Source organism: Moritella sp. 5, assembly GCF_018219455.1.
In the GTDB taxonomy this organism is placed as follows: Bacteria; Pseudomonadota; Gammaproteobacteria; order Enterobacterales; family Moritellaceae; genus Moritella.
The window spans coordinates 2,208,748-2,231,908 of the sequence record NZ_CP056122.1; the positions used below are offsets into that span (position 1 = coordinate 2,208,748).

Here is a 23,161-nt window from a genome sequence, read left to right on the forward strand (position 1 = left end):
CAAATCATTTAAATTAATCCAGTCTTGCTATATAGTTTTATCCATACAGTTTTATCAATCGCCGCATTGATTACCATTAGGATGAGAATTTACTTATGGCTGAGTTATTTAAGGACGTTTATTGCCCTGCATTTTATGAGCAATTTTCGGAGGTGTTAACTAAGGTATTACCTGACTTTGATTCCATTAAATTTAACCAAATGATCTTTAATGAACGCTTTGCTGATTATGAACTAAAGCAACGTATGCATCATACGGCGGAAGTCTTACATCATTTTATGCCTGAAGATTTTAGCTCTGCTGTTGTAACTCTCAAACGCATTATTGATGAACTGCGTGGACAGGGGATTAAAGAACGCAGTATTGAATATATGTGTTTGCCTGATTATATCGAGACATATGGATTGGACTATTACGACAGTGCTGTCGATTGCTTTGAATATGTAACCCAATACACCAGCTGTGAATTTGCTGTTAGACCTTTCATTATACGTTATCCTGCTAAAATGTTAGTGCAGCTGCTGGCGTGGACTACACACGAGAGTCGCCATGTACGCCGCTTAGCCAGCGAAGGTTCACGACCTAGATTACCTTGGGCGATGGCATTGCCAGCATTTAAAAAAGATCCGACGCCTTTGTTACCCATTTTAACAGCATTGAAATTCGATAACTGTGAAGTTGTGAGGCGCAGTGTAGCGAATAATCTCAATGACATTGCTAAAGATAACAGCGATGTAGTAGTGCATGTAACAACGCTTTGGTTAGGAGACAACGCACTGACAGATAAACTCGTCAAACATGCGTGTCGTACTTTACTCAAGCAAGCTCAGCCAGAGATAATGGCACTGTTTGGCTTTCAACAAGACCTAATTACGCTTACTGAAATGTCGATCACGACACCTGTTGTAAAAGTAGGGGGCAAGCTGACGTTTAACTTCACGATTAATAACACGAGTGGTTCACCACAAAAATTACGTTTGGAATACGGGCTGTATTATCTTAAAAAGAATGGAACATTGGCGCGAAAAGTATTTAAAATCACTGAACGCGTTATTGCTGGGAATACAGAAGAACAGATAACGCGTCATCAAAGCTTTAAAGTGATCAGTACCCGTGTGTTTCATTTAGGCATGCATAAACTGGCCATTATTATTAATGGCCAAGAAAGCAAGATCAGTACTGAAAAAGAGGCGTTGTATAGCTTTGAATTAACAAGTTGATCGTTTTAATAAGCGAGTGGATGCTCATGACTAAAAGTCACTGAATTTCCATGCGCTAACTTCATTATCCATCATCATAGGGGCGAATAGATATTGTTTGTTTGCGCCTATATCTACTAAGTTCGGCGGTCGAAAAGTCGCTGTTCATGCCTTTACCTCAACTGCCAACTAACAGTTCACCTTGCTGAACTAATGAATACGTCAGAACCCACTGTATTGCCTATTGAAATAGAATTTGCGCTGGTGGCAAATAACGGATTAATGTCATTTTTATGTTATTGATAAGTGACTTTGATTTAAAAGTAATCGCGAAGAAAAATAACTTACTGCAGACAGATATATATCTGTACTTACGTGAATTATAAAAACTGCCTTTGATTTGATTTGATTAGGGCAGGGTAATCACTTTTACTTTGTGGTAAACAGAGCGATTAAATGGCGGTCTGATGGACCGATGCACAATACTTTAGTTAGAGTAAATCAACGCTTTATCAAGGAACCTATCACTGCACATACCGGCACTCGATCAAATGTTCTACCCTGCGGAAGAGCTTCAACCGTTTAAGATGGTAGCGACAACAACACCTTTTGATCTTGAGAATTATTTTAAAGTACCAGGATTTAAAAATTAGCGCGTATCGAATGTCCTCTATATTTAGAGGATAGATGATCGGCAGTTTACTTCGTCGTTATTATTAACTTAGTTTTAATCCATTCCCCCTATATTGAAATAATCCATCTATTAAATCTATTTCGTCGAAATTTTCAGTGCGATACAGTCAATTAACACTTGGTTGGTAAATAAAATGGCAGGTCTTTACAGATTAACGATAGATAATTTCGGATTGCGAGTCAGCACATTAGTATCACCAAGTCACGTTGATAGTATCAAAACATTGTTTTGTTGGTTTTTTAGCACGGTTGATAATGTGTGTTCTATTTGATAATGCGTTTATATTAATTTGATTTTTTATTCACATAAGTTTGATGGTGTTTTTATGCTTATTTAGATCTTAAATGTTAACTTTCATGAGTGTTAAATGTCAGCTATTAACGCTAGGTAGACAAGTACTTAACATTAACTGACTGTGTTTAATTACGATCTTTTTATAGTGATATACAAGGAAAGGAATTTCATGAATAAAAAATATTTTAAAATGAGCTATGCAGCTCTATTCGTTGCATCTGGTTTAGCTAATGCAAGTCCAATTGATGGTATTGATGATGCTTATTTCCACGGTGCTGATCAATTTCAAGCATATAAAGACCCAAGAACTGCATGCGATGTTTTCAATCAGAAAGTCAAGTATATTAATAGTGTACTTAGTCAGACTGAAGGTGCTGGACATATTAGCAACCTATGCCAAGCCGTACGGTTTACTGATGGTCAAATTGAAGATACATACTATTTGACTACTGTTAATGGCGCTTACCAAGATGGCAGCAATAGTTACCCTGTTACGGAGCAACTTGATGTTGCACGTACCATCGACTTATTAATGTTTTCGCAATCGAATAAAACAGACTATGTCGTTATTGTTGATGGTTCTGTCGATGTATCAAAACAGACTGTTAATTACGGTGGTGAAATAAGTTGGTATGACGAAAATGTTCTTCCATTCTTTTGGTACCGGGAAGGATATATTGGGCAAGTTTTCCATGGTAATTCTCAGTTTAATTATATTGCTGGTGAATCTGCATATGCCTCGGCGGAATTTAAAGCTATGCAAGAGACTAATGACGACTCGGAAATTGAGCGTTTAACTTGGAAATATTTAGCTGACACATGCGGTGATGGTGCTATAAATGCAAGCTGTATTCCTCAAGGGAAGGGGTTTGGGAACCAGTTAATTGGTACTGAAACATTTCCATCATCAACCAATGCGGCTGGAAATACGGTTGATATTGCTAATAGTACCTCTTTCAGCTTTAATATTACTGGTGATTTTCAGGCGAGTAAATCAGATGGACCTTCTGCTGGTTTAGGCGTTGGTTTTGGATTCGATCAAACGACATCCTCATCTCAAACACATAATGTATTGACGCTGAAATCTGTAGGTCAAGGTAATGACATTGGTACTGCTGTTACGCAAAAAATCAATACTCTTGCACTAGGGGCAGCTGCTGAAGATTATCAGGCTAGTAATGATGGCTGGAATCGTGTTGTCAATGCGGCAGAAATTTGGGGTGAAGACCTTTATCGTAGCTATCCTTTAACAAGTTATGAAGCATGGCAAGAGAATTACACAGAGGATTCTAGTTCTTGTACGTCGCAAAACCTTATTTTTGGTAATTCACTTAAAATTGCTCGTACACATTTAAATATGTATGGCTCTAATTGGGATATTGCAGACGAAGATACAAAAATAGCGGATGCTGATTACGGTGTTGTGGTTGCTACAGAATGTACAACTGACCAAAAAGGTCAAACATTCCGTCTTAAAAAAGAAACATTATTATAATAGGGAGATCGAGATGAATTTATTTAAAAATACTATTGCTGTAGGCATGCTACTACTTACATCTGGCGTGAATGCATCAAGTTTAGATTCTGTTAGCGCTCAAAATAATGGTGTTTTTCTTGCTATGCAACAATTACAGCTTGAGCAAGGTAAGCCCGGAAGCCGGAGTGTTGTTAATGCCGACATCTTATTTATTGATAGTAATATTACTAAGGTTGATCAACTGACTAAAAAGATGTTATCTGCGTATAACGCTATTGTTATCATTGGTGATAAATCAAACAATAAAACATTAATGATTGACCTTTTTGGTTTTGGTGTTCAACGTGATGTTATTGCAATTAGTAATATTCATGATTTAAAAACAAGAGAAATTAATACTTATAATGTTGGTAAAGATACAGCTGATATGAAAGTTGCTACTGTGTTATCTAGTGTGATCTCAAAACATATTAACTAAGTTATAATTTAACTGTACTTCTAACCACTGCTTAGCAGTGGTTTTTTTATTCAACGCCTTCACATTATAAACGTCACCGTCACCTTTTGTTTATTGACTAACGGTAATACAGTTCATGCGACCAATCTGTGTAGGTAGCTTCAGGCATTTCTATTACAAATAGGCCATCGTTTTTAAATGGCATTGTTGCTGAAATCATCCATCCGTGTCCATCGGGTAGCAGGTACTCATCAGGTCCTAATTCTGAATGATCATACATATAGATTTCATCACCATCTTTGATACAGCCGCTTTGCGGGCTTTTACGTCGTATTTTTAAGTAATCAGCGGCATTATTTTCTCGTGCGTAGTAATAACCCGACAAATTCCAATTCCAAAAGTAATTCGAATAGTTACCTGTGAGTGATAGTTGGATGTAATCATCATCATGTACGCAAAATGCATTTTTAGGTATCCAAGTATCAAGTTTAAATTCTATCGATAACGGATTATTCATATCGGTGGTTGTGATCCACTGCTCAGTATCAGCTTTAACGTAACTACCCGTATCTACGTGTTCAATTTTGATATTGTTGTACGGTGTGTTGCTTGGTCTAAAGCTTTGGGCTAGTGTCGTGTTATCAGCATATTCAAAAGCGGTTACAGGGAAATGATCTGAGTATTCATAAGCATAATATTTGTCAAGTGTACCTGATATTTCTACTTTCGGTGATATCACATCGAGTATTTGGTTGTGCCAAAATTGAGGTTGTTGGTGATTCTTTTCAACCAAGATATAGTCGAGTAATTGACCTTTTAGGTTGGGATAACTGTCGTATGCTAACGCATTCACAGTTGGATCCCATGAATAGTCAGCACCAGCAAAACTGTCGGGTTCAGAGCTGTTTAAAGCTAATAACATTGAATTAAATTCAGTTGAATTTTTGGCTACATTCAAATCGCCTGCAATGATGACCATTTCATTATTCGGGATGTTTTGTTGGGCGATATACTGGGTAATTTCTTCGAATTGTTGAGCTCGTATAGAGGCTGGATTTGAGCAACCGGGATCATCTGCCTGTACGTGTGTGGCGATAATATGGAATAACTTATTATCTTTCTTAATTTTGATGTAAACAAAACCTTTTTGAGATAGACCGTCTGCGCCACAAGCATTGGAAAATATATGCTGTGCTTTGTACATTATCGGATAACGGCTCATCATAAATACACCGCCATCTTCGGGGGTTGACGGACTCCAACTTCCGTCTGTGTTGTCCCAACCATTTATTTGTCGACCTAGAACAGGGGTGTAATAAGGGAAGCGTTCTTTTAATCCATCAGAGATAATTTGACTACTTTCATTATCAAATGCTTCGTTAAAAGAAACAATATCTGTGATGTCAAAAATGTTGGATTGTGTAAGAAGTTCCGCTCTTTTCGTTTGGCTGGTATGAAATAGTGTGCTTGAGAGCATATACACGTTATAACTCATTATTTTAGGTGGAGCCGTGTATTCCTCGGCGTTAATCATCGAGCTTGTTAGTATAGGTGCAGCTAAAATTAGATGTTTAATATTCACTTGAGTCCATCGTTTATTATTTTATTGTATTTCAATAGTGTCATACGGCACTTATAACTTACATACGGGTATTCATATAAAAACATCAAATATTTATTATAATAATTATAGTGTTAAGTGGTTCTGATTTAATCTATTTATGAAGACTTTATGAGAATGGATATGCGTGAAAATAACTGAGCATAAAGGGCATATTTAGTTATTTTATCTTATTGTCATATTTGAGAATTAACCGGGTATGAAATTTTAATCAAAGATGTATTTATATCTTTTATGATGTTTGAGATAAAAAATCTCTGCTCAATACGCTATCTAACATTACTATTTGCCCTAATCCTGCACTTAAACTAGACTCATTAAAATAATTAAACACGAGAGTGCGAAGGGTTCAGGAGAACATCATGATAAAAAAAATCGGTATTATTTGCTTGGTATCGGCTTTGAATTTTCCGGCCGTAGCAGCGAATCAATGCAACATTATTAAAAGTACTGTGTATGACACCTTTACCGCGATTGATGCTGCACGTATAGACCTTGAGACGTATCAAGCCGTTATAACTGATGATTCAACGTTTAAATTTGCTAATTGGCCTGCTTCTAAGGGGCGAGAGGCTATTCGTAAAGCACAAAAAGATTTCTTTAGCTCTGTTAAAGGCATGAGTCACAAGTTGCAGCGTATCTGGATAGATGAATGTAATGTAGCTGCAGAGGGGGTAGTGACTTATACCACAAAAGATAATAGACAAGTGTCTATCCCATTTGTCGATACGTTTATCTATGACAGTGATAACAAGGTGAGAGCTGTTAATATATACATAGATATCTCACCTTTAGAAAGTCAGAGTTCAGCTGCGCCGTAAACGATAGCGTCATATTGCGTCATGTTGTTACCTTCGTTCTACACCCCATATTAATCGGAATGGGGTGTGGAAAACGAAAGCTTATTTTTCACCATAAATAGCAAAGCTATAACCAAACTGAGCTGCCCAGAGCTGATTTCCGTAATCGAAATGCCACCACTCATCTTCGTCAGATCGAAAGCCTGCACTTTCCATAGCCTGGCGCAACAGTCGGCGATTATCTCTTATCGCTATATCTCTTCCATCTTCTTCGTAGTAAAGCGTTGCAGCTTCTGCTCCGAAGTGATCGAAGCAAGTCCCCATATCAAGTTCGTTTCCATCTAAGTCAACTAATGTCAGATCAACAGATCCACCAGTCGCATGAGGTGGAACGCGTTCAGGATTATCTGGAACAGTGACAAACTTTCCAACTTCCTCCTTCAGTTGATCCTCATCCCATTCGGGGTGTTCTGTGCTGAGCTCTGACCAATATTTTTTATAAATATTATTTTGGACTTCTCTTGATCTCCAAGGATCCCAAATTTTGAAACGGTATTCTCCTAGGCGGTTACTAATCTGTATCAATTTGTTTACAACGCTCTCTCTAGCATAGAGATTTGGGTCATCTGAAAGGCCCATATTGAAATAGGCTGGTTCAAGGATGAAGCCGAGTTCAGCAAGACAGAGCAGGGGTTCACCGTTTTCTTGTATTGGTATTTGTTCAAAAACAATATTCGTCATCAATTTTATTCCTAGATACGAGCGTATAACGCCAAATTTGGTAGCGAGTAATCTTATTTAATGCTACGCACATCAATATACGGGCTATATTATCTTAAATAAACAGTAGTGTTAAGCCTTCTAAATATGTATATTATTTGTTACCAAACTGGTTGTTATCACCAAATGATCTTGTATTTACAGATTAATTTATAATAATCGTGACATAAAACACTTGCATCTAAATTACATTTAAATTACATTGTCGCCATTAAATCGAGCTCCTCGATTATTTTGTTTTTATATGGACTTTAAAATACAGTGATACAAATCATTAATCACACATTTCGTATTTCCCTACCGTACTTCTGATCTCTGATTAGCGCGAGCGCTTTACCGCTTTGCCTAAAATTTAGCATTTTCTATCTGTTGCTCAACGCAGCTATCTGTTCGCTTGTTTAAACTCTTGTCTTTAGCGTGATTAAAACGTTTTTAGGCGATTAAACATTCGAATATGCATTTTTTTATTTAAAATTTGAAGAATGATGAAAAACTCAAACCAAAACTCAAATCACAACAGTGATTGGTCTGATGTATTCGTACATCTTGATCCTAAAGCACAACCGCATTATCTTAACGCTATCGAGCATTCTGCACGCGAATTATCAGCGATGTTTACTGCTGTTGACGCACCGTATTCAGGGCTTGAACCTGCGCAGTTAAATGCAAAAATCATGGCGATGCCAATTGGTAAATCGCCGATTGCCCCCTTGGCTGAAATCATTTCTAACAATGTTAACCTAATTGGTAAAAACTCAATTATCGTGCAACATCCGCATTGTATTGCGCATTTACACACGCCACCGTTAATCCCGGCGCTTGCTGCCGAAACGATTATATCGGCATTAAATCAATCAATGGATTCATGGGACCAAGCGTCTTCTGCTACCTATGTAGAACAAAAAATGACAGATTGGTTGTGTGAGTTATTCGGTTATAACCTTGAGCATTCAGCAACAAGCAATGGCGCTGATGGTGTGTTTACCAGTGGTGGCACGCAAAGTAACTTAATGGGTCTGTTATTGGCACGTGACCGTGCCGTAGAACAAATCTCAGGTGAAAGCGTGCAGAAAGATGGTTTACCAAGTTACGCGAAAAAGTTGCGCATCCTGTGTTCACAAACAAGTCATTTTACCGTGCAAAAATCAGCATCCTTAATGGGACTGGGTGAACGTGCCGTGGTTACTGTGGCGACTGACGAGTTTGGTTGTTTAGATATGAACGCGCTAACTGCAACGATTGCCGATCTAGAGTCGCAAGACTTGATCCCATTCTGTGTAGTTGGTACGGCAGGTACGACAGACCTTGGTGCAATTGATGATCTGCAAGCGATTGCGGCTATCAGCGAACAGCATAATATGTGGTTCCACGTTGATGGTGCTTATGGTGGCGCATTAATCCTAAGCTCACACAAAGATCGTCTGGCTGGTATTGAGCTAGCGGATTCGATTAGCACCGATTTTCACAAGTTGTTCTTCCAACCGATTAGCTGCGGCGCATTACTGATTCGTGATAACCACAATTTCAAATACTTGTTACATCATGCGGACTATCTTAATCGTGAAACTGACGAACTACCAAACTTGGTGGATAAATCAATTGCGACAACAAAACGTTTTGATGCGTTGAAACTGTTGATGTCTATGCAAGCGTTAGGGACTGATAAATTTGGTGCGATGTACGATCACCTAATCAGCTTAACGCAAGATGTAGGCGGGTTAGTGACAGCGACAGACAAGTTTGAACTGTTGGCGCAACCGCAATTAAGCACCGTGTTATTTAGATATAACCATTTATCTACAAACAGTGATGTAAGCATTGAGCATGAAGAAGAAATCAGCATGATCAATCAGCGTTTACGTTTAGATCTGTTAACAGCAGGCCAAGCAGTATTGGGCGAAACCAAAATTAATGGTTATACCTGCTTAAAACTGACGATTTTGAATCCGTGTTTACAGTTAAGTGATTTTGAAAGCTTGTTTAGCAAGATCGCTGATTTTGCTGAACTTCAAAGTTATATCAATTAGAGCTATATCAAATAACGCTAGCTTAGCGTTTATATCAATAAATATAACAGTGGTTGATCTGTTTCGAATAGATCAGCCATTTATAAAATAACAATAAAGAATAAGTTTAAGGAATAGATATGTCTGTATTACAAATTGGTGCTGGTGGTGTTGGTTGGGTTATTGCGCATAAATGTGCTCAAAACAATGACGTGTTTGGTGATATCACAATCGCTTCACGTACAATCGCTAAATGTGACAAGATCATCACAAGTGTTCATCATCGCGACAACTTAAAAGACAAGACTCGCAGCTTAGTATCACGTGAAATCAACGTTGATAACAAAGATTGTCTAATTGCACTGATTGAAGAAGTGAATCCGGATCTTGTAATCAATGCCGGTCCTCCATGGGTTAACGTGGCAATTATGGCTGCGTGTGTAGCAACTAAAACGGCTTACCTTGATACATCTGTTGCAACGGATTTATGCAGTGAAGGTCAGCAAGTACCTGAGGCTTATGATCCACAATGGGCATTCCGTGACGACTTCGAAAAAGCCGGTATCACAGGTATTCTTGGTGCAGGTTTTGATCCAGGTGTAGTAAGCGTATTTGCAACGTATGCTTATAAGCACTTGTTTGACGAAATCGATAGTATTGACGTTATGGATGTAAACGCGGGTGATCACGGTCAACGCTTTGCAACTAACTTCGATCCAGAAACAAACATGTTAGAGATCTTAGGTGATTCATTCTACTTTGAAAACAAAGAATGGCATCAAGTGCCTTGCCACAGCCGTGTAATGGAATTTGATTTCCCAGTTGTTGGTCAACAAAAAGTGTATTCAATGGCGCACGATGAAGTACGTTCATTAGCAGAATTCATTCCAGCTAAACGTATTGAGTTCTGGATGGGTTTCTCTGACAATTACTTAAACTATTTCAATGTAATGCGTGACATTGGTTTATTAAGCCAAGTACCAGTAACAACAACGGACGGTATAACGGTTGAACCACTGAAAGTATTAAAAGCGATCTTACCGGATCCTACTTCACTTGCTGAAGGCTACACAGGTAAAACCTGTATCGGTACTTGGGTACGTGGAACGAAAGCTGGCAAGCCGCGTAGCGTATTCGTTTACAATATTTGTGATCACGAAGAAGCCTACAAAGAAGTTGAGCACCAAGCGATTTCTTACACAACGGGTGTACCAGCAATCACTGCTGCATTGCTTTACTTCCAAGGTAAGTGGAGCGAGGCTGGTTTGTTCAACGTAGAACAGCTTAACCCTGATGACTTCTTAGAATTGATGCCACGCATTGGTCTAACGTGGGAAGTTCAAGAGTTGGATTGCGAGTAATGTCGGCGACTGAAGTAGCGATTACAAGTACGCTGAAAACACCGTATTTCATGATTCACGAAGACAAACTGTTGCGTAATCTTGAGATCTGCAAGCAGTTAAAAGATCTTTCTGGCGTGAAACTGGTATTGGCATTGAAGTGTTTCTCTACATGGGGAACATTCAACACCATCAGTAAATACCTTGACGGTACAACCAGCAGTGGTCCTTATGAAGTGCAGCTCGGTCACGACACATTTCCTGGTGAAACACATGCTTATAGCGTGGGTTACAGCGAAGATGACGTGATTGCTGTGCGAGATATAGCCGATAAAATTATTTTTAATTCGGTATCACAACTTGAACGCATGCAACCTTTGTTAAACGCAGTGAGCAGCGTTGGGCTACGTATAAACCCTGAAGTGAGCTATGCAGGCCAAGATCTTGCCGATCCAGCGCGTGCATATTCTCGCTTAGGTGTTAAACAAGCAGGGTTAACTGCGAAAACAGTGTCTAAACTTGATGGTCTGATGTTCCACATGAATTGTGAAAACAAGGATTTTGTTGCTTACAGCACTATTCTTAACACAATTTCAGAACAGTTTTCAGCGCACTTAGATCAAGTATCTTGGGTTAGCTTAGGCGGTGGCTTGTTCTTCACTTATCCGGGTTACCCTGTGGCAGACTTAGCATTAGCGCTTAAAGCCTTTGCTGAAAAGCACCAAGTACAGCTTTATTTGGAACCGGGTGAAGCGGTTATTACTGATACGACAGATCTAGTTGTGTCGGTATTAGATGTTGTTGAAAATGATAAAAAAACCGCGATTGTAGACAGTGCAACTGAAGCACATCGTTTAGATACCCTAATCTATAATGAGCCTGCGAGTTTTGCTGAAGCAAGAGAAGATGGCGAACATCCTTACATTATTGGCAGCTGTTCATGTCTGGCGGGGGATATATTTGGTGAGGCCAATTTTCCACAGCCATTGCAAGTCGGTGATCGTTTAACTATTAAGGATTCAGCGGGTTACACCATGGTGAAACTGAACTGGTTTAATGGCCTTAAAATGCCAAGTATCTACTACAAGCGTATTGCTAGCGATGACGTTAATGGGACGCGTGTTGAAGGTAAAATAGAAACCTTGAATCAATTTGATTATCAGGATTTCAAGGCCACGTTGGGTCAAGATTAATCTTGCCGAATGTAAGTAACAATATGACTGATACCTTTCACAAGGTGGCAATTATGAATAAAAGATCAGAGAAGGTTGGAAACGACGTGAGCGAAGTTTTAAATTATGTGACAGAAATGAATAATGGTGAGTCAGTGATGCGTCCACAAACGCCCGCTGTGTTAAATCTTGCTTCGTTTCTGAGTCAGTCTGCACGTGTGCTAGCGACTAATAGCTATTTACAACGCCAAGAACAGCGTGAATCAAATGCACGCAGTTATCCGCGTCGTTTGCCATTTGCGTTAAAACGCGGGCAAGGTATCTTTGTTGAAGATACTGAACAACAGATTTTTATTGATTGTTTAGCTGCTGCTGGTACGTTAGCACTGGGTCATAGTCACCCCGATGTGACAGAAGCTTTGATACAAGCTGTGCAATCAGAAGTACCAATGCAAACGTTAGATCTGATGACACCTGTTAAAGATCAGTTTATGACGCAATTATTGGATCTGCTACCGGGTAATATGGCTGAACATGCACGCATTCAAATGTGTAGCCCTTGTGGTTCAGATGCAGTTGAAGCTGCATTAAAATTGGCTAAAATTGCCACTGGTCGTCGTTCTATACTGGCATTTTCGGGTGCTTATCATGGCATGACGCATGGCGCGTTAGCTATGATGGGTAATTTAGGACCTAAATCTGCATTGAGTATGACAGGGGCTGATGTGCAAATTATGCCATTCCCGTATGCTCCTCGCTGTCCTTATGGATTAGGTGAAACAGGGATTAAAGCCAGTCTTTATCAACTAGAGACGATGCTAACCGATCCTGAATCGGGTGTTGCTAAACCCGCTGCAATCATTGTTGAAGCAGTGCAGGGCGAAGCCGGTTCATTACCTGCAGATCCAACATGGCTTAAAGGTTTACGTGATATTACTAAACGTCACGGTATTGTCCTTATCATTGATGAAATTCAAGCGGGTATGGGGCGTACGGGTAAAGTATTTGCCTTCGAACATGCAGATATCGAACCTGATGTGATCGTGGTATCTAAAGCACTAGGTGGTGGACAACCATTAGCGGCAGTCATTTATCATAGTGACTTTGATAAATGGGAACCAGGAGCACACGCGGGGACATTCCGTGGTAATCAATTGGCTATGGCCTCGGGGTTGGTGGTGATGCGTCACCTTGCGCAAGACCAACTGCATTTACATGCGGGTGCAATGGGCGCTAAGTTAAAGCATGACTTAGAAGCGATGGAAAGTGACGTTATCGGTGACGTTCGTGGCCGTGGTTTGATGTTAGGTATCGAAATTGTTGATCCTAATGGTGAACGAGATGCGTTAGGTAATCGACCGCAAGATGGTCGACGTGCGAAAGACATTCAACAAGCGGCATTACGCCGTGGTTTGATTATCGAATTAGGCGGCCGCTTTGGTTCAACGATTCGGATGTTACCACCACTGATTATCCAGCCTGAGGAGATTGATGTGGTTGTCGCTATCTTAACGGATGCGGTTAACTCAGTTGGTTAATGGTTAAATAGCTATAGCTAACATTTCAACTTAATAAAAAGGCCTTTAGTACTGTATAAAACAATGCCAAAGGCCTTTTTTGTTCGCGTACTTTGAGTTTGTTACTTACAACGTCTTATCTTAGTTTAAACTGACCCACAATAGCGACTAACTGCTCATTTGAACTTGCTAGATCACGTGTACTATCCATCGTTTTCTCACCGTTCGTGGTAAGCTGATTAACCATACTTTGGATCATAGTCATGTTACGGTTAATTTCTTCCGTTACTGAGCTTTGCTCCTCAGCCGCTGTTGCGATCTGAATACCAAGATCGTTAATCTGCATTACTGATGTCGTCATTGAATCAAGATTATCATTTACGCTAGCAGTTGTTGTTGCTGTTTGTTGGCAACTTGCTTTAGTTATGTCCATAGCTCGGACAACAATGTCTGCACCATTTCGTAAACGAGTTAGCATTTCGTTAATTTCAGAGGTGCTTTGCTGTGTGCGTGCTGCCAATGTACGGACCTCATCTGCAACAACGGCAAAGCCACGACCTTGCTCACCAGCACGTGCGGCTTCAATTGCAGCATTCAATGCCAGTAAGTTAGTTTGGTCGGCGATTTCACCAATAACGCTTAATACAGTACTAATCTTATGGGTATCTTCATTCATTGTTTGAATGTTCAGAGCCATCGCTTCAACTTCATTAACTAAGTCTGCAACACCATGTACAGCACCTTCTACTACAGCCTTTGATTGATGCGCTTCATCTGCCGATTTTTGAGTGAAGGTTGCTGACTGGGCTGCATTTTGAGCAACACTATCCGCTGTTGAACTCATTTCTGTTACTGCAACTACAACTTGATCTGTTTCACTTGCATGGTCGATTAATACTGTGTTGTTGTGTTCCGTTTGCGATCTTAATTGCTCAATACCAGATGAAATATGATCTGTTGATTGTGATATTTCTAACATCATATCTTGTAAGTTGATCACGAAACGATTTACTGCTTCAGCTATTTGACCTAAATCATCATTACTATTTACAGCTAAACGTTGTGTTAAATCTGCATTACCTTGAGCAAGATCTTGAACTGTCGATTTTAACGCAAGAATTGGGCGATATAATCGATTAAGAGCGGCATATACGATTGCTGATGCTATAAGAATAAGTAAGAGGGCACTTAATGTGCTGTCTTTTAATAGCTTTTGTACTACTGCATAGTGAGCAGATTGGTCTACTGTGATGAGTAAATGCCAGCTTATCGAATCATCTAACTTGATGCTTTCAAAGTAGCTTACTTTATCAGCACCATTAACAGTGAAGTTTATTACGCCTTCATCTTTGTTTAGCATTTCTTGTTGTAGTTGCGAATAACCGCTATCATCAGCTAGCCTGCTTTGTCCTGGATTACGGATCTGCTCTGTTGATGCGATTGTGGTGCCTTGGTTATCGTGTAAGCTTGTTACCGCGTTGGCAAATGCTGATGCACGAACCATCTCATTTAGCACACCTAACTCGATATCGGCAAGCAATACACCTTCAAGTTGACCATTTTTATAAAACGGTGAAGCAATACTAATAAGTAATTGTTTAGTTAGCGCATCTTTATACATTGCGGTAACGATCGTAGTACGCTTTTGTTGTGCTAGGATATACCAGTCACGTGTACGAGGATCGTAGCTTGCTAAATCTCGTTTACCACTTGCTGCGCCATAAGAACGACCATCTTCAAAACCGACTACAATATCACTGGCTTTTGTCGCTGCGGTGATTTGTCGAACCATTAAATGTAGTTGCTCGTCATCACGTGCTTGCGAAAAATCGGGTGCAGTCGCAATTAAACCTTCTTTAATAGTTTGAAACCAAGTGTTGATCTTTGCCGATGTGGTATCCACTTTTAATACAGAGTAATTATTGATATTACTCGACATTGAAGAAGATAACTGACGATAAGAAAATAAGTTAGAAATAGTTAAGGTTATTATTAAGAGCAGAATAATGACAGATATTATTCGCCCTTTAAAACTTGATAGAAAATCCACGTGAACAAATACCCTTTAATGATTAGAAATCTTGCTATTCGACTGATTTGCCAATATATATTCAGATTATGGCAATTTTTTGAACATCCTATCATTCATATGAAGGTTTCGGTAGGGTTTTGTAAGCTTATGTAACGTTAGTTTTGGCGTGAAGTTCTTGATTGTTGTTAAATATTTAACTTTGTGGCTATAAACGCCACAAAGTTAAATATTTTATATTGTGGCTATTCTAGTTTAAATTGGCCAACAATAGCTAATAGCTGTTCATTACAACTTGCTAGATTACGTGTGCTGTCCATGGTCTTTTCGCCATTTTCAGTAAGTTGATTAACCATGCTTTGGATCATCGTCATATTACGGTTAATTTCTTCGGTCACCGAACTTTGTTCTTCAGCCGCTGTAGCTATTTGGATGCCAAGATCATTAATTTGCATGACAGAGTCAGTCATTGAGTCGAGGTTATCATTGACACTTGCTGTCGTCGCGGCTGTTTGTTGACAGCTTGCTTTAGTGATGTCCATCGCTCGTACAACCATATCGGCCCCGTTACGTAAGCGTGTAAGCATCTCGTTAATTTCAGATGTACTTTGTTGAGTTCTTGCTGCAAGTGTACGAACTTCGTCAGCAACCACGGCAAAGCCACGACCTTGCTCACCTGCACGCGCAGCTTCAATTGCAGCATTTAATGCAAGTAGGTTAGTTTGGTCTGCAATTTCGCCAATCACACTTAATACTGAACTGATCTTATGGGTATCTTCATTCATTGTTTGAATGTTAAGCGCCATCGCTTCAACTTCATTCACTAAGTCAGCCACCCCATGTACAGCACCTTCGACAACGGCTTTTGAGCTGTGAGCATCGTCAGTTGTTCGCTGAGTGAAGGTGGCAGATTGCGCGGCACTTTGAGCAACACTATCTGCTGTTGAGCTCATTTCTGTTACCGCAACAACCACTTGATCTGTTTCACTTGCATGATCGATAAGTACTGAATTGTTACGCTCTGTCTGTGCTTTTAATTGCTCAACACCCATTGATATATGGTCTGTTGATTCTGATATTTCTAACATCATACGTTGTAAATTACTGACAAACGCATTCACTGATTCGGCAATTTGACCGAGGTCATCACGGCTATTCACCTCTAAGCGTCGAGTCAGGTCTGCATCGCCTTGTGCTAAGTCATAAACAGTCGCTTTTAAAGCCAGGATAGGTCGGTATAAACGTGAAAGGGCGATAAATATAATAATCGAGGCAAGAATGACAAGTAATACATTGCTTATGATTGAGTTATTCAGGCTGTTTTGAACAGGTAAGAAAAGCACTGATTTATCAATGGTAACAATAATTTTCCAGCTTGATTTATCATCTAATTGTAGGCTTGTATAGTAAACAATTTGGTTTATACCATTGTTTTCAAGTTCAAATGAGCCTGTATTATTTTCAAAAATCTCTCTTTGAAGCCTTGTATAAGCACTACTATAAGATTGCATTTTGTTACCAATGACTTCTCGTTCATCTGTCGATGCGATTGTCATCGTATTGATATCATATAGACTGGTAGTGGCTCCCAAAAATGCTGATTTGTTGATCATATCTTTAAGCATATTTAAGTTAATATCAGCTAATAGTACACCTTTAAATTGGCCATCTTCATAAAAAGGTTCGGCAATACTGATGAGCAATTCACCAGAGATAGCATGCTTATAAATGTCGGTGATTACTGTCGTTTGATTTTGGCGTGCACTTTTATACCAAGCTCTTGTTCTTGCATCCAAGACAGATAATGGAATAAATCCCTCTAATGCGCTAAATGTACGCCCATCTTCATAACCTACAATTATATCAGTAGCTTTAGTGGAATTCGCAACTTGTTTCACCATGCGTAATGTCTGTTCATCGTCTCTCGTTATCGCAAAACTTGGTGCCGTCTGAGTTAATGCATCTTTAATGGTTTCAAACCAGTCGGTAATTTTATCAGTAGTACTTTGGACTTTTAATTTTGAGTATTGATCAATATTGTTTACCATTGAATTTGATAATTGCTTATAGGAAATATAACTCGCAATTGTCAGTGAGGTTATCAATAATAAAATAACAACCGAGATGATTCTTCCTTTAAAACTCGCCATAAAGCCCATGAAATAAAATCCTTTGAAATTATAGTTATTCATACTTTAATGATTAAAAATACGTATTCACTTTGTATAAATGTTTATTGGTGTGTGATAGTCAGCGGATGATATATACAAGATAACTTGTTGTATATACTTAGTGTCGACAATTCAGTGAAAACTTACGATGGCTTACAATTGTAAGAAGAGCTTCAAACAATAATCACTTTTAAATGGCCATTATTAAATCGGTAGACCTTCAAAATGATGAAGGCCTACATCAAATCAAATTATTGCAGCTTGAACTGTCCAACAATGGTAACCAGTTGATCATTCGTACTTGCTAGAGTATGTGTACTGTCCATGGTTTTTCCACCATTTTCGGTTAGTTGAGAAACCATGCTTTGAATCATTGTCATGTTACGGTTTATTTCTTCTGTTACTGAGCTTTGTTCTTCTGCTGCTGTCGCAATTTGAATACCGAGATCATTAATCTGCATAACTGAATTCGTCATAGAATCAAGACTCTCATTCACACTTGCTGTTGTATCTGCGGTTTGCTGACAACTCAATTTCGTTGCGTCCATGGCTTTTACAACGGTATCTGCACCACTGCGTAAGCGAGTTAGCATCTCATTAATCTCTGAGGTACTTTGCTGGGTTCTTGCCGCTAGCGTTCTAACTTCATCTGCAACCACCGCGAAGCCTCGACCTTGTTCACCTGCACGTGCCGCTTCAATCGCAGCATTTAGCGCGAGTAGGTTAGTTTGATCTGCAATTTCACCAATCACACTTAATACCGAGCTAATTTTGTGAGTATCTTCATTCATAGTTTGAATGTTTAACGCCATTGCTTCAACTTCATTTACTAAGTCTGCAACCCCGTTTACTGCACCTTGAACGACCGTTTTAGATTGGTGTGCCTCATCGGTTGATTTTTGTGTGAAGGTTGCACTTTGCGCAGCACTTTGAGCCACACTGTCAGCAGTCGAACTCATTTCTGTTACTGCGACAACGACCTGATCTGTTTCACTTGCGTGGTCAATTAATACGCTATTATTGTGTTCTGTATGGGATCTAAGTTGCTCAATACCGCTAGAAATATGTGTTGTTGATTGCGATATTTCTAACATGATTGTTTGGAGATTAGCAATAAAGGTATTTACCGCTTCAGCAATCTGCCCTAAATCATCTTTACTTGTTACTTCAAGTCGCTGGGTTAAATCGCCATTACCTTGCGCCAGGTCTTGAACCGTCGATTTCAGTGCGATGATTGGTTGGTAGAGTTTATTCAGACAAATGAATATTAACAAGGTCACAATAAGCGTCATTATAATCGCAGTGATAAGCGAATCTTCTAAGCTGTCTGCGATCACAGCGTAGTGAGCCTTTTTATCTACCGTTACCAATATATGCCAGCTTAGCTGGTTATCAAGTTTAATTGAATCAAAATAGCTGATTTTTTCTTTGCCATTAACGGGATGGGTTAGCTTACCAGCGTCTCCTGTTAGCATTGCCTGTTGTAGTTCTGTTAGAGCACTATTGTCTGCAAGTTTTGATTTTCCTGGATCTTCTATTTTATCTGTTGACGCGATTATAGTGCCAGTCTCGTCAAATAGGCTAGTGCTCGCATGGTCAGATGCTGATGATTTAACGATATCTTCAAGTATGTTTAGCTCGATATCAGCAAGTAATACACCGACCAGTTGCCCATCTTTATAGAAAGGTTCGGCAATACTCACTAATAAATTATTAGTCAGTGCGTCTTTATACATCGGGGTTATAATTGTTGTACCTGTACGTTTCGCGTCTTCATACCAAGCACGAGAACGAGGGTCGTAATCAGCGACATAACGAGTGCCTGTCATAGCACTGTACGAGCTGCCATCTTCAAACCCAACAAGAATATCCGTTGCTTTTGTTGATGCATTAATCTGTTGAACCATTAAGTTAATTTGGTAATCGTTATGCGGTTTAGCAAAGTCAGGAGCTGTTCCGATTAAACCATCTTTAATAGTTTGAAACCATGTGTTTATTTTGTCTGACGTGCTATGTATTTTTAGTGTTGAGTAGCGGTCGATATCTTCTTTAATTAATAAAGACATTTGACGATAAGAAAGTAAGTTCGAAATTGCTAGCGTTGTAATAAGCAGTAACATAATAACTGTAATTATCCGGCCTTTAAAACTTGATAAGACATTCACGTGGGTACATCCTTATAATCATTAGTATCGGGAGTGTTAATGCGCATGATAACGCGACAACACTATCGTAATTACATTGTTATTAGCTTATCGGCAGGGGAAATAGACATCGCATTTTTAATGCCCAATAGTTGATCTTGGTCACTAAACTTTAGTATCTCTAATCATTAAGTATTAATGCATACATTGGGTTGGATTGAGTTTTGAGGGATTTAGAGTGGTTATATTTGTGAGGCTTTAGCGGGCGTTAGCAATGAATTAATGCGTTGTTCCAAAGTTGAATAAGGTTCAACGCATTGCTTAAAGATTTATTTATTTCAGTTTGAACTGGCTAACAATACTCATTAGCTGTGTATTACTACTTGCTAAGTCATGGGTGCTATTGAGTGTCTTTTCACTGTTACTTGTTAATTGCTGTACCATATGTTGAATCGCGGTCATGTTACGATTAATTTCTTCCGTTACTGAGCTTTGTTCTTCTGCCGCTGTGGCGATTTGAATGCCAAGATCGTTTATTTGAAGTACTGATTCTGTCATTGAATCTAGGCTTTCATTCACACTTCCTGTCGTTTCCGCTGTTTGTTCGCAGCTCGTTTTTGTGGTTTTCATTGCTTGCACTACAGAGTCCGCACCGCTACGTAATCGGGTTAGCATATCGTTAATTTCAGAGGTACTTTGTTGTGTTCTGGCTGCTAACGTTCGCACTTCATCTGCGACGACGGCGAATCCACGACCTTGATCACCTGCTCGAGCAGCTTCAATTGCGGCGTTTAATGCGAGTAAATTCGTTTGGTCTGCAATTTCTCCAATGACGCTTAATACTGAGTTAATTTTATTGGTATCTTCGTTCATGGTTTGAATGTTCAATGCCATCTTATCCACTTCTGTAACGAGTTCTGCAACGCCAAATACCGCACCTTTAACCACTTCTTTAGAACGTTTAGCTTCATCTGTTGATTTTTGTGTGAAGGTAGCCGATTGCGCAGCACTTTGAGCAACGCTATCTGCTGTAGAACTCATCTCTGTAATAGCAACAACAATCTGTTCTGTTTCCGATGCATGCTCTAGTAATACATTATTATTGTGTACCGTCTGCGAACGAAGTGCTTCAATACCATCTGAGATATAGGTTGTTGATTGTGATATGTCTAACATCATGCTTTGTAAATTAAGCGTGAATTTATTCACTGCGTCTGCAATCAGGCCTAAGTCATCATTGCTTTGAACATCGATACGGCGGGTTAAATCAGCATTGCCATTAGCAAGATCTACAATTGTTTCTTTTAGTGTGAGGATAGGGCGATATAAACGGTTTAAGGATAATAAGCTAATAATAGATGCCAGAATCACGAGGATGAATCCAGTGATAAGTGCGCTGTTTAAACCTTCTTCAATCTCGATAAAGTGAGAAGACTTGTCTACTGTGATAGCTACTTTCCAAGAAATAGTATCATTAAGGTTTAATGTTGTGAAATACGCAAGCGTTGTTTTCTTGTCTTGGCTAAATTCGAAAGTACCTTCTTCGTTACTTGAGATCATGTCTTTAAGTGGTGTCAATGTAGCATTAGCTGAGTCCATCGGCTTACCTACGATTTGACGTTCATCTGTTGACGCGATGGTCATGCCTGTCATGTCATATAAATTAAGCGTGGTATCTGCAAATGATGAATTCTTAATAAAGTTACTTACTGTTTCTAAGCGAATATCAGCTAATAATGCCCCTGAAAATTGGCCATTATTATAGAAGGGTTCAGCAATACTTATCATCAATCCGCCCGTTGTAGCATCACTGTAAATACCGGTAATGATTGTAGAGCCTTTTTGTTTTGCATCTTTATACCAGTCGCGAGTACGTGGATCATAGCTTTCTAAACTTAGCTTACCGTCTATGGCTGTAATTGCTTTACCGTCTTCATAAGCAGCCAAAATATCATTTGCGTCGGTAGCGAGAAATACTTGTTTCACCATGAGTAATAATTGTTCATCATCACGAGGGATTGCAAAATCAGGCGCTGTTGCAGCTAAACCTTTTTTGATGCCTTGAAACCAACTATTAATTTTGTTGGCTGTGCTATCGACTTGTAGCTGTGAATATTTATCAATATTACCTACGATAGAAGTAGATAATTGTCGGTAAGAAATAAAACTCGATATCACGAGTGAGGAAATAACGAGTAATATCACTACTGTAATGATACGGCCTTTAAAACTGGATAAAAAATTCACGTTAACATAATCCTTACATAACGGTATTAATTGATAGTAGAAGGGTAGATGTGGAAGCTGTAGACATAGCCCGCAGGATAATAGCCATATGGTTCTTTATTGTATATTTCTTTATATTATAATCTGTATCTAGATCACTTTAATTGCGGCTAACTACCTATTAATTTGTAATTATCATTATTTAATGACCAGCAAAGTCGGTGGTCATAGTGTTATGAACTTATTTATCTTGATAGTCGTTATGGCGTCACTTAATTGATCTATATCATACCGAAAGTAAAGCTAAGTAATATAATTAGACACTGATAATAATCCATTGTAGGCTCTCAAAACTTCCAACTTATGGTCCCCTATTTATTATGAAATCTATCTTTAAGCCGTTATTATTCGTTCTTGTTTCTTTCTTTGCGCTTACTGGCTGCAGTGAGGACAATAGTCCAAAAGAAGGGAACGAATATACAATTATCCCGACGCCTATGTCTGATTTACCTGATGTTGTAGAGATTTTTTCCCTTGCGTGCGGCAATTGTAAGAACATGGAAACAATGATTCCTGTAATGGAAGATATGACCAAAATAGATTTTGCCAAAACCCACGTAACGTTTAATGAAAGTGCGCAACGTTCGGCTTATGTTTATTATGCAGCAGCAAATCAAAATGGTGGTAAACCGAGTTCAGAGATGATGGCTGATTTGTTTACTTATACGCAAAGTGGTGCGGGTGCAGACAATCATGATCATGGAGAAGGTCAAAAGAATGAAGAACCTGTTAAAATTATGACGCCAGCACAGAAAAAAGAACAGATGATAACCATATTTAAAAAATATAACATGAAGAGCCCAATCGATTTAAACCAAGCTGAACATGAAGCGGTATATCAGAAAATGGTTAAAGCAGAAGAGATTGTGACTAACGCTAATATTGCATCTGTACCTGTTTTTTTAGTAAAAGGTAAGTACTTAGTTAATTCAGGTGCGCATAAAACATTAAAAGATCTGGCTGCGACTATTTCTTACTTAAATACTTTAGAGCAATAGCCTTTAATTACATCATATAACAGATATCAATACTGAGGAGTTGCATTTATGTGGCTCTTTTTTTTTGCACTTCTTCAGGGTTAAATATCGAATAGTTGTATATTATGTGTTTTTATATCGACTTTCATTCAAAGGTTAATAGTATTGTTTGTGATGGCAAGCAGGTACTATTGTAG

Annotated in this window: 15 protein-coding genes; 9 read left to right on the forward strand and 6 right to left on the reverse strand. The window is 39.0% G+C overall.

Features of this window, described 5'->3' with window-relative positions; translation table 11 throughout:
* Nucleotides 1–95 precede the first annotated feature (95 nt).
* From HWV01_RS09980 to HWV01_RS09990, 3 genes are all read left to right on the forward strand, one after another.
* Complete coding sequence (locus HWV01_RS09980) at nt 96–1,220, forward strand: DNA alkylation repair protein (RefSeq protein WP_211675224.1); 1,125 nt, start codon at nt 96–98, stop codon at nt 1,218–1,220.
* Between the two features lie 1,136 nt (nt 1,221–2,356).
* Nucleotides 2,357–3,682 carry an excinuclease ABC subunit B gene (locus HWV01_RS09985; protein ID WP_211675225.1) on the forward strand — a complete coding sequence of 442 codons (1,326 nt, stop codon included), beginning with the start codon at nt 2,357–2,359 and terminating at the stop codon, nt 3,680–3,682.
* Nucleotides 3,683–3,695: 13 nt separating this feature from the next.
* A complete protein-coding gene (locus HWV01_RS09990) occupies nt 3,696–4,142 on the forward strand; it encodes a hypothetical protein (protein ID WP_211675226.1) in 447 nt (148 codons plus the stop codon).
* A gap of 97 nt (nt 4,143–4,239) precedes the next feature.
* Here the strand turns inward: HWV01_RS09990 and sph are convergent, their stop codons facing one another.
* Complete coding sequence (gene sph / locus HWV01_RS09995; RefSeq protein ID WP_211675227.1) at nt 4,240–5,703, reverse strand: sphingomyelin phosphodiesterase; 1,464 nt, start codon at nt 5,701–5,703, stop codon at nt 4,240–4,242.
* Nucleotides 5,704–6,104: 401 nt separating this feature from the next.
* Here sph and HWV01_RS10000 point away from each other — a divergent pair, with 401 nt between their 5' ends.
* Entirely contained in the window at nt 6,105–6,563 is a 459-nt protein-coding gene (locus HWV01_RS10000; protein WP_211675228.1) for a nuclear transport factor 2 family protein, read from the forward strand.
* Between the two features lie 81 nt (nt 6,564–6,644).
* Here HWV01_RS10000 and HWV01_RS10005 read toward each other — a convergent pair whose 3' ends face one another.
* Nucleotides 6,645–7,283 carry a M15 family metallopeptidase gene (locus HWV01_RS10005; RefSeq protein ID WP_211675229.1) on the reverse strand — a complete coding sequence of 213 codons (639 nt, stop codon included), beginning with the start codon at nt 7,281–7,283 and terminating at the stop codon, nt 6,645–6,647.
* Nucleotides 7,284–7,804: 521 nt separating this feature from the next.
* Between HWV01_RS10005 and HWV01_RS10010 the strand changes: the two genes are divergently transcribed.
* The 4 genes from HWV01_RS10010 (at nt 7,805) to HWV01_RS10025 (ending at nt 13,378) form a co-directional block, all read left to right on the forward strand.
* A complete protein-coding gene (locus HWV01_RS10010; protein ID WP_211675230.1) occupies nt 7,805–9,349 on the forward strand; it encodes an aspartate aminotransferase family protein in 1,545 nt (514 codons plus the stop codon).
* Nucleotides 9,350–9,468: 119 nt separating this feature from the next.
* Complete coding sequence (locus HWV01_RS10015; RefSeq protein ID WP_211675231.1) at nt 9,469–10,689, forward strand: carboxynorspermidine synthase; 1,221 nt, start codon at nt 9,469–9,471, stop codon at nt 10,687–10,689.
* Complete coding sequence (gene nspC / locus HWV01_RS10020; protein WP_211675232.1) at nt 10,689–11,861, forward strand: carboxynorspermidine decarboxylase; 1,173 nt, start codon at nt 10,689–10,691, stop codon at nt 11,859–11,861. The genes HWV01_RS10015 and nspC overlap by 1 nt, the downstream gene beginning before the upstream one ends.
* Nucleotides 11,862–11,914: 53 nt before the next feature.
* Nucleotides 11,915–13,378: a diaminobutyrate--2-oxoglutarate transaminase family protein gene (locus HWV01_RS10025; protein WP_211675233.1), complete on the forward strand. Its 1,464-nt coding sequence runs from the start codon at nt 11,915–11,917 to the stop codon at nt 13,376–13,378.
* A 115-nt stretch (nt 13,379–13,493) separates the two neighbouring features.
* On the opposite strand, the gene HWV01_RS10030 is transcribed toward HWV01_RS10025, so the two are convergent.
* The 4 genes from HWV01_RS10030 to HWV01_RS10045 all read right to left on the reverse strand — a co-directional run bounded on the left by HWV01_RS10030 (nt 13,494) and on the right by HWV01_RS10045 (nt 21,948).
* Entirely contained in the window at nt 13,494–15,407 is a 1,914-nt protein-coding gene (locus HWV01_RS10030) for a methyl-accepting chemotaxis protein (RefSeq protein WP_211675234.1), read from the reverse strand.
* Between the two features lie 224 nt (nt 15,408–15,631).
* Nucleotides 15,632–17,545 (reverse strand): methyl-accepting chemotaxis protein, encoded by a 1,914-nt coding sequence (locus HWV01_RS10035; RefSeq protein ID WP_211675801.1) that lies wholly within the window; start codon nt 17,543–17,545, stop codon nt 15,632–15,634.
* Nucleotides 17,546–17,808: 263 nt separating this feature from the next.
* Nucleotides 17,809–19,722 (reverse strand): methyl-accepting chemotaxis protein, encoded by a 1,914-nt coding sequence (locus HWV01_RS10040; RefSeq protein ID WP_211675235.1) that lies wholly within the window; start codon nt 19,720–19,722, stop codon nt 17,809–17,811.
* 312 nt (nt 19,723–20,034) lie between these two features.
* Complete coding sequence (locus tag HWV01_RS10045) at nt 20,035–21,948, reverse strand: methyl-accepting chemotaxis protein (protein WP_211675236.1); 1,914 nt, start codon at nt 21,946–21,948, stop codon at nt 20,035–20,037.
* Between the two features lie 359 nt (nt 21,949–22,307).
* On the opposite strand from HWV01_RS10045, the gene HWV01_RS10050 reads away from it, so the two are divergent.
* Nucleotides 22,308–22,985 (forward strand): thiol:disulfide interchange protein DsbA/DsbL, encoded by a 678-nt coding sequence (locus tag HWV01_RS10050; RefSeq protein WP_249185515.1) that lies wholly within the window; start codon nt 22,308–22,310, stop codon nt 22,983–22,985.
* The last annotated feature ends 176 nt before the right edge of the window (nt 22,986–23,161 follow it).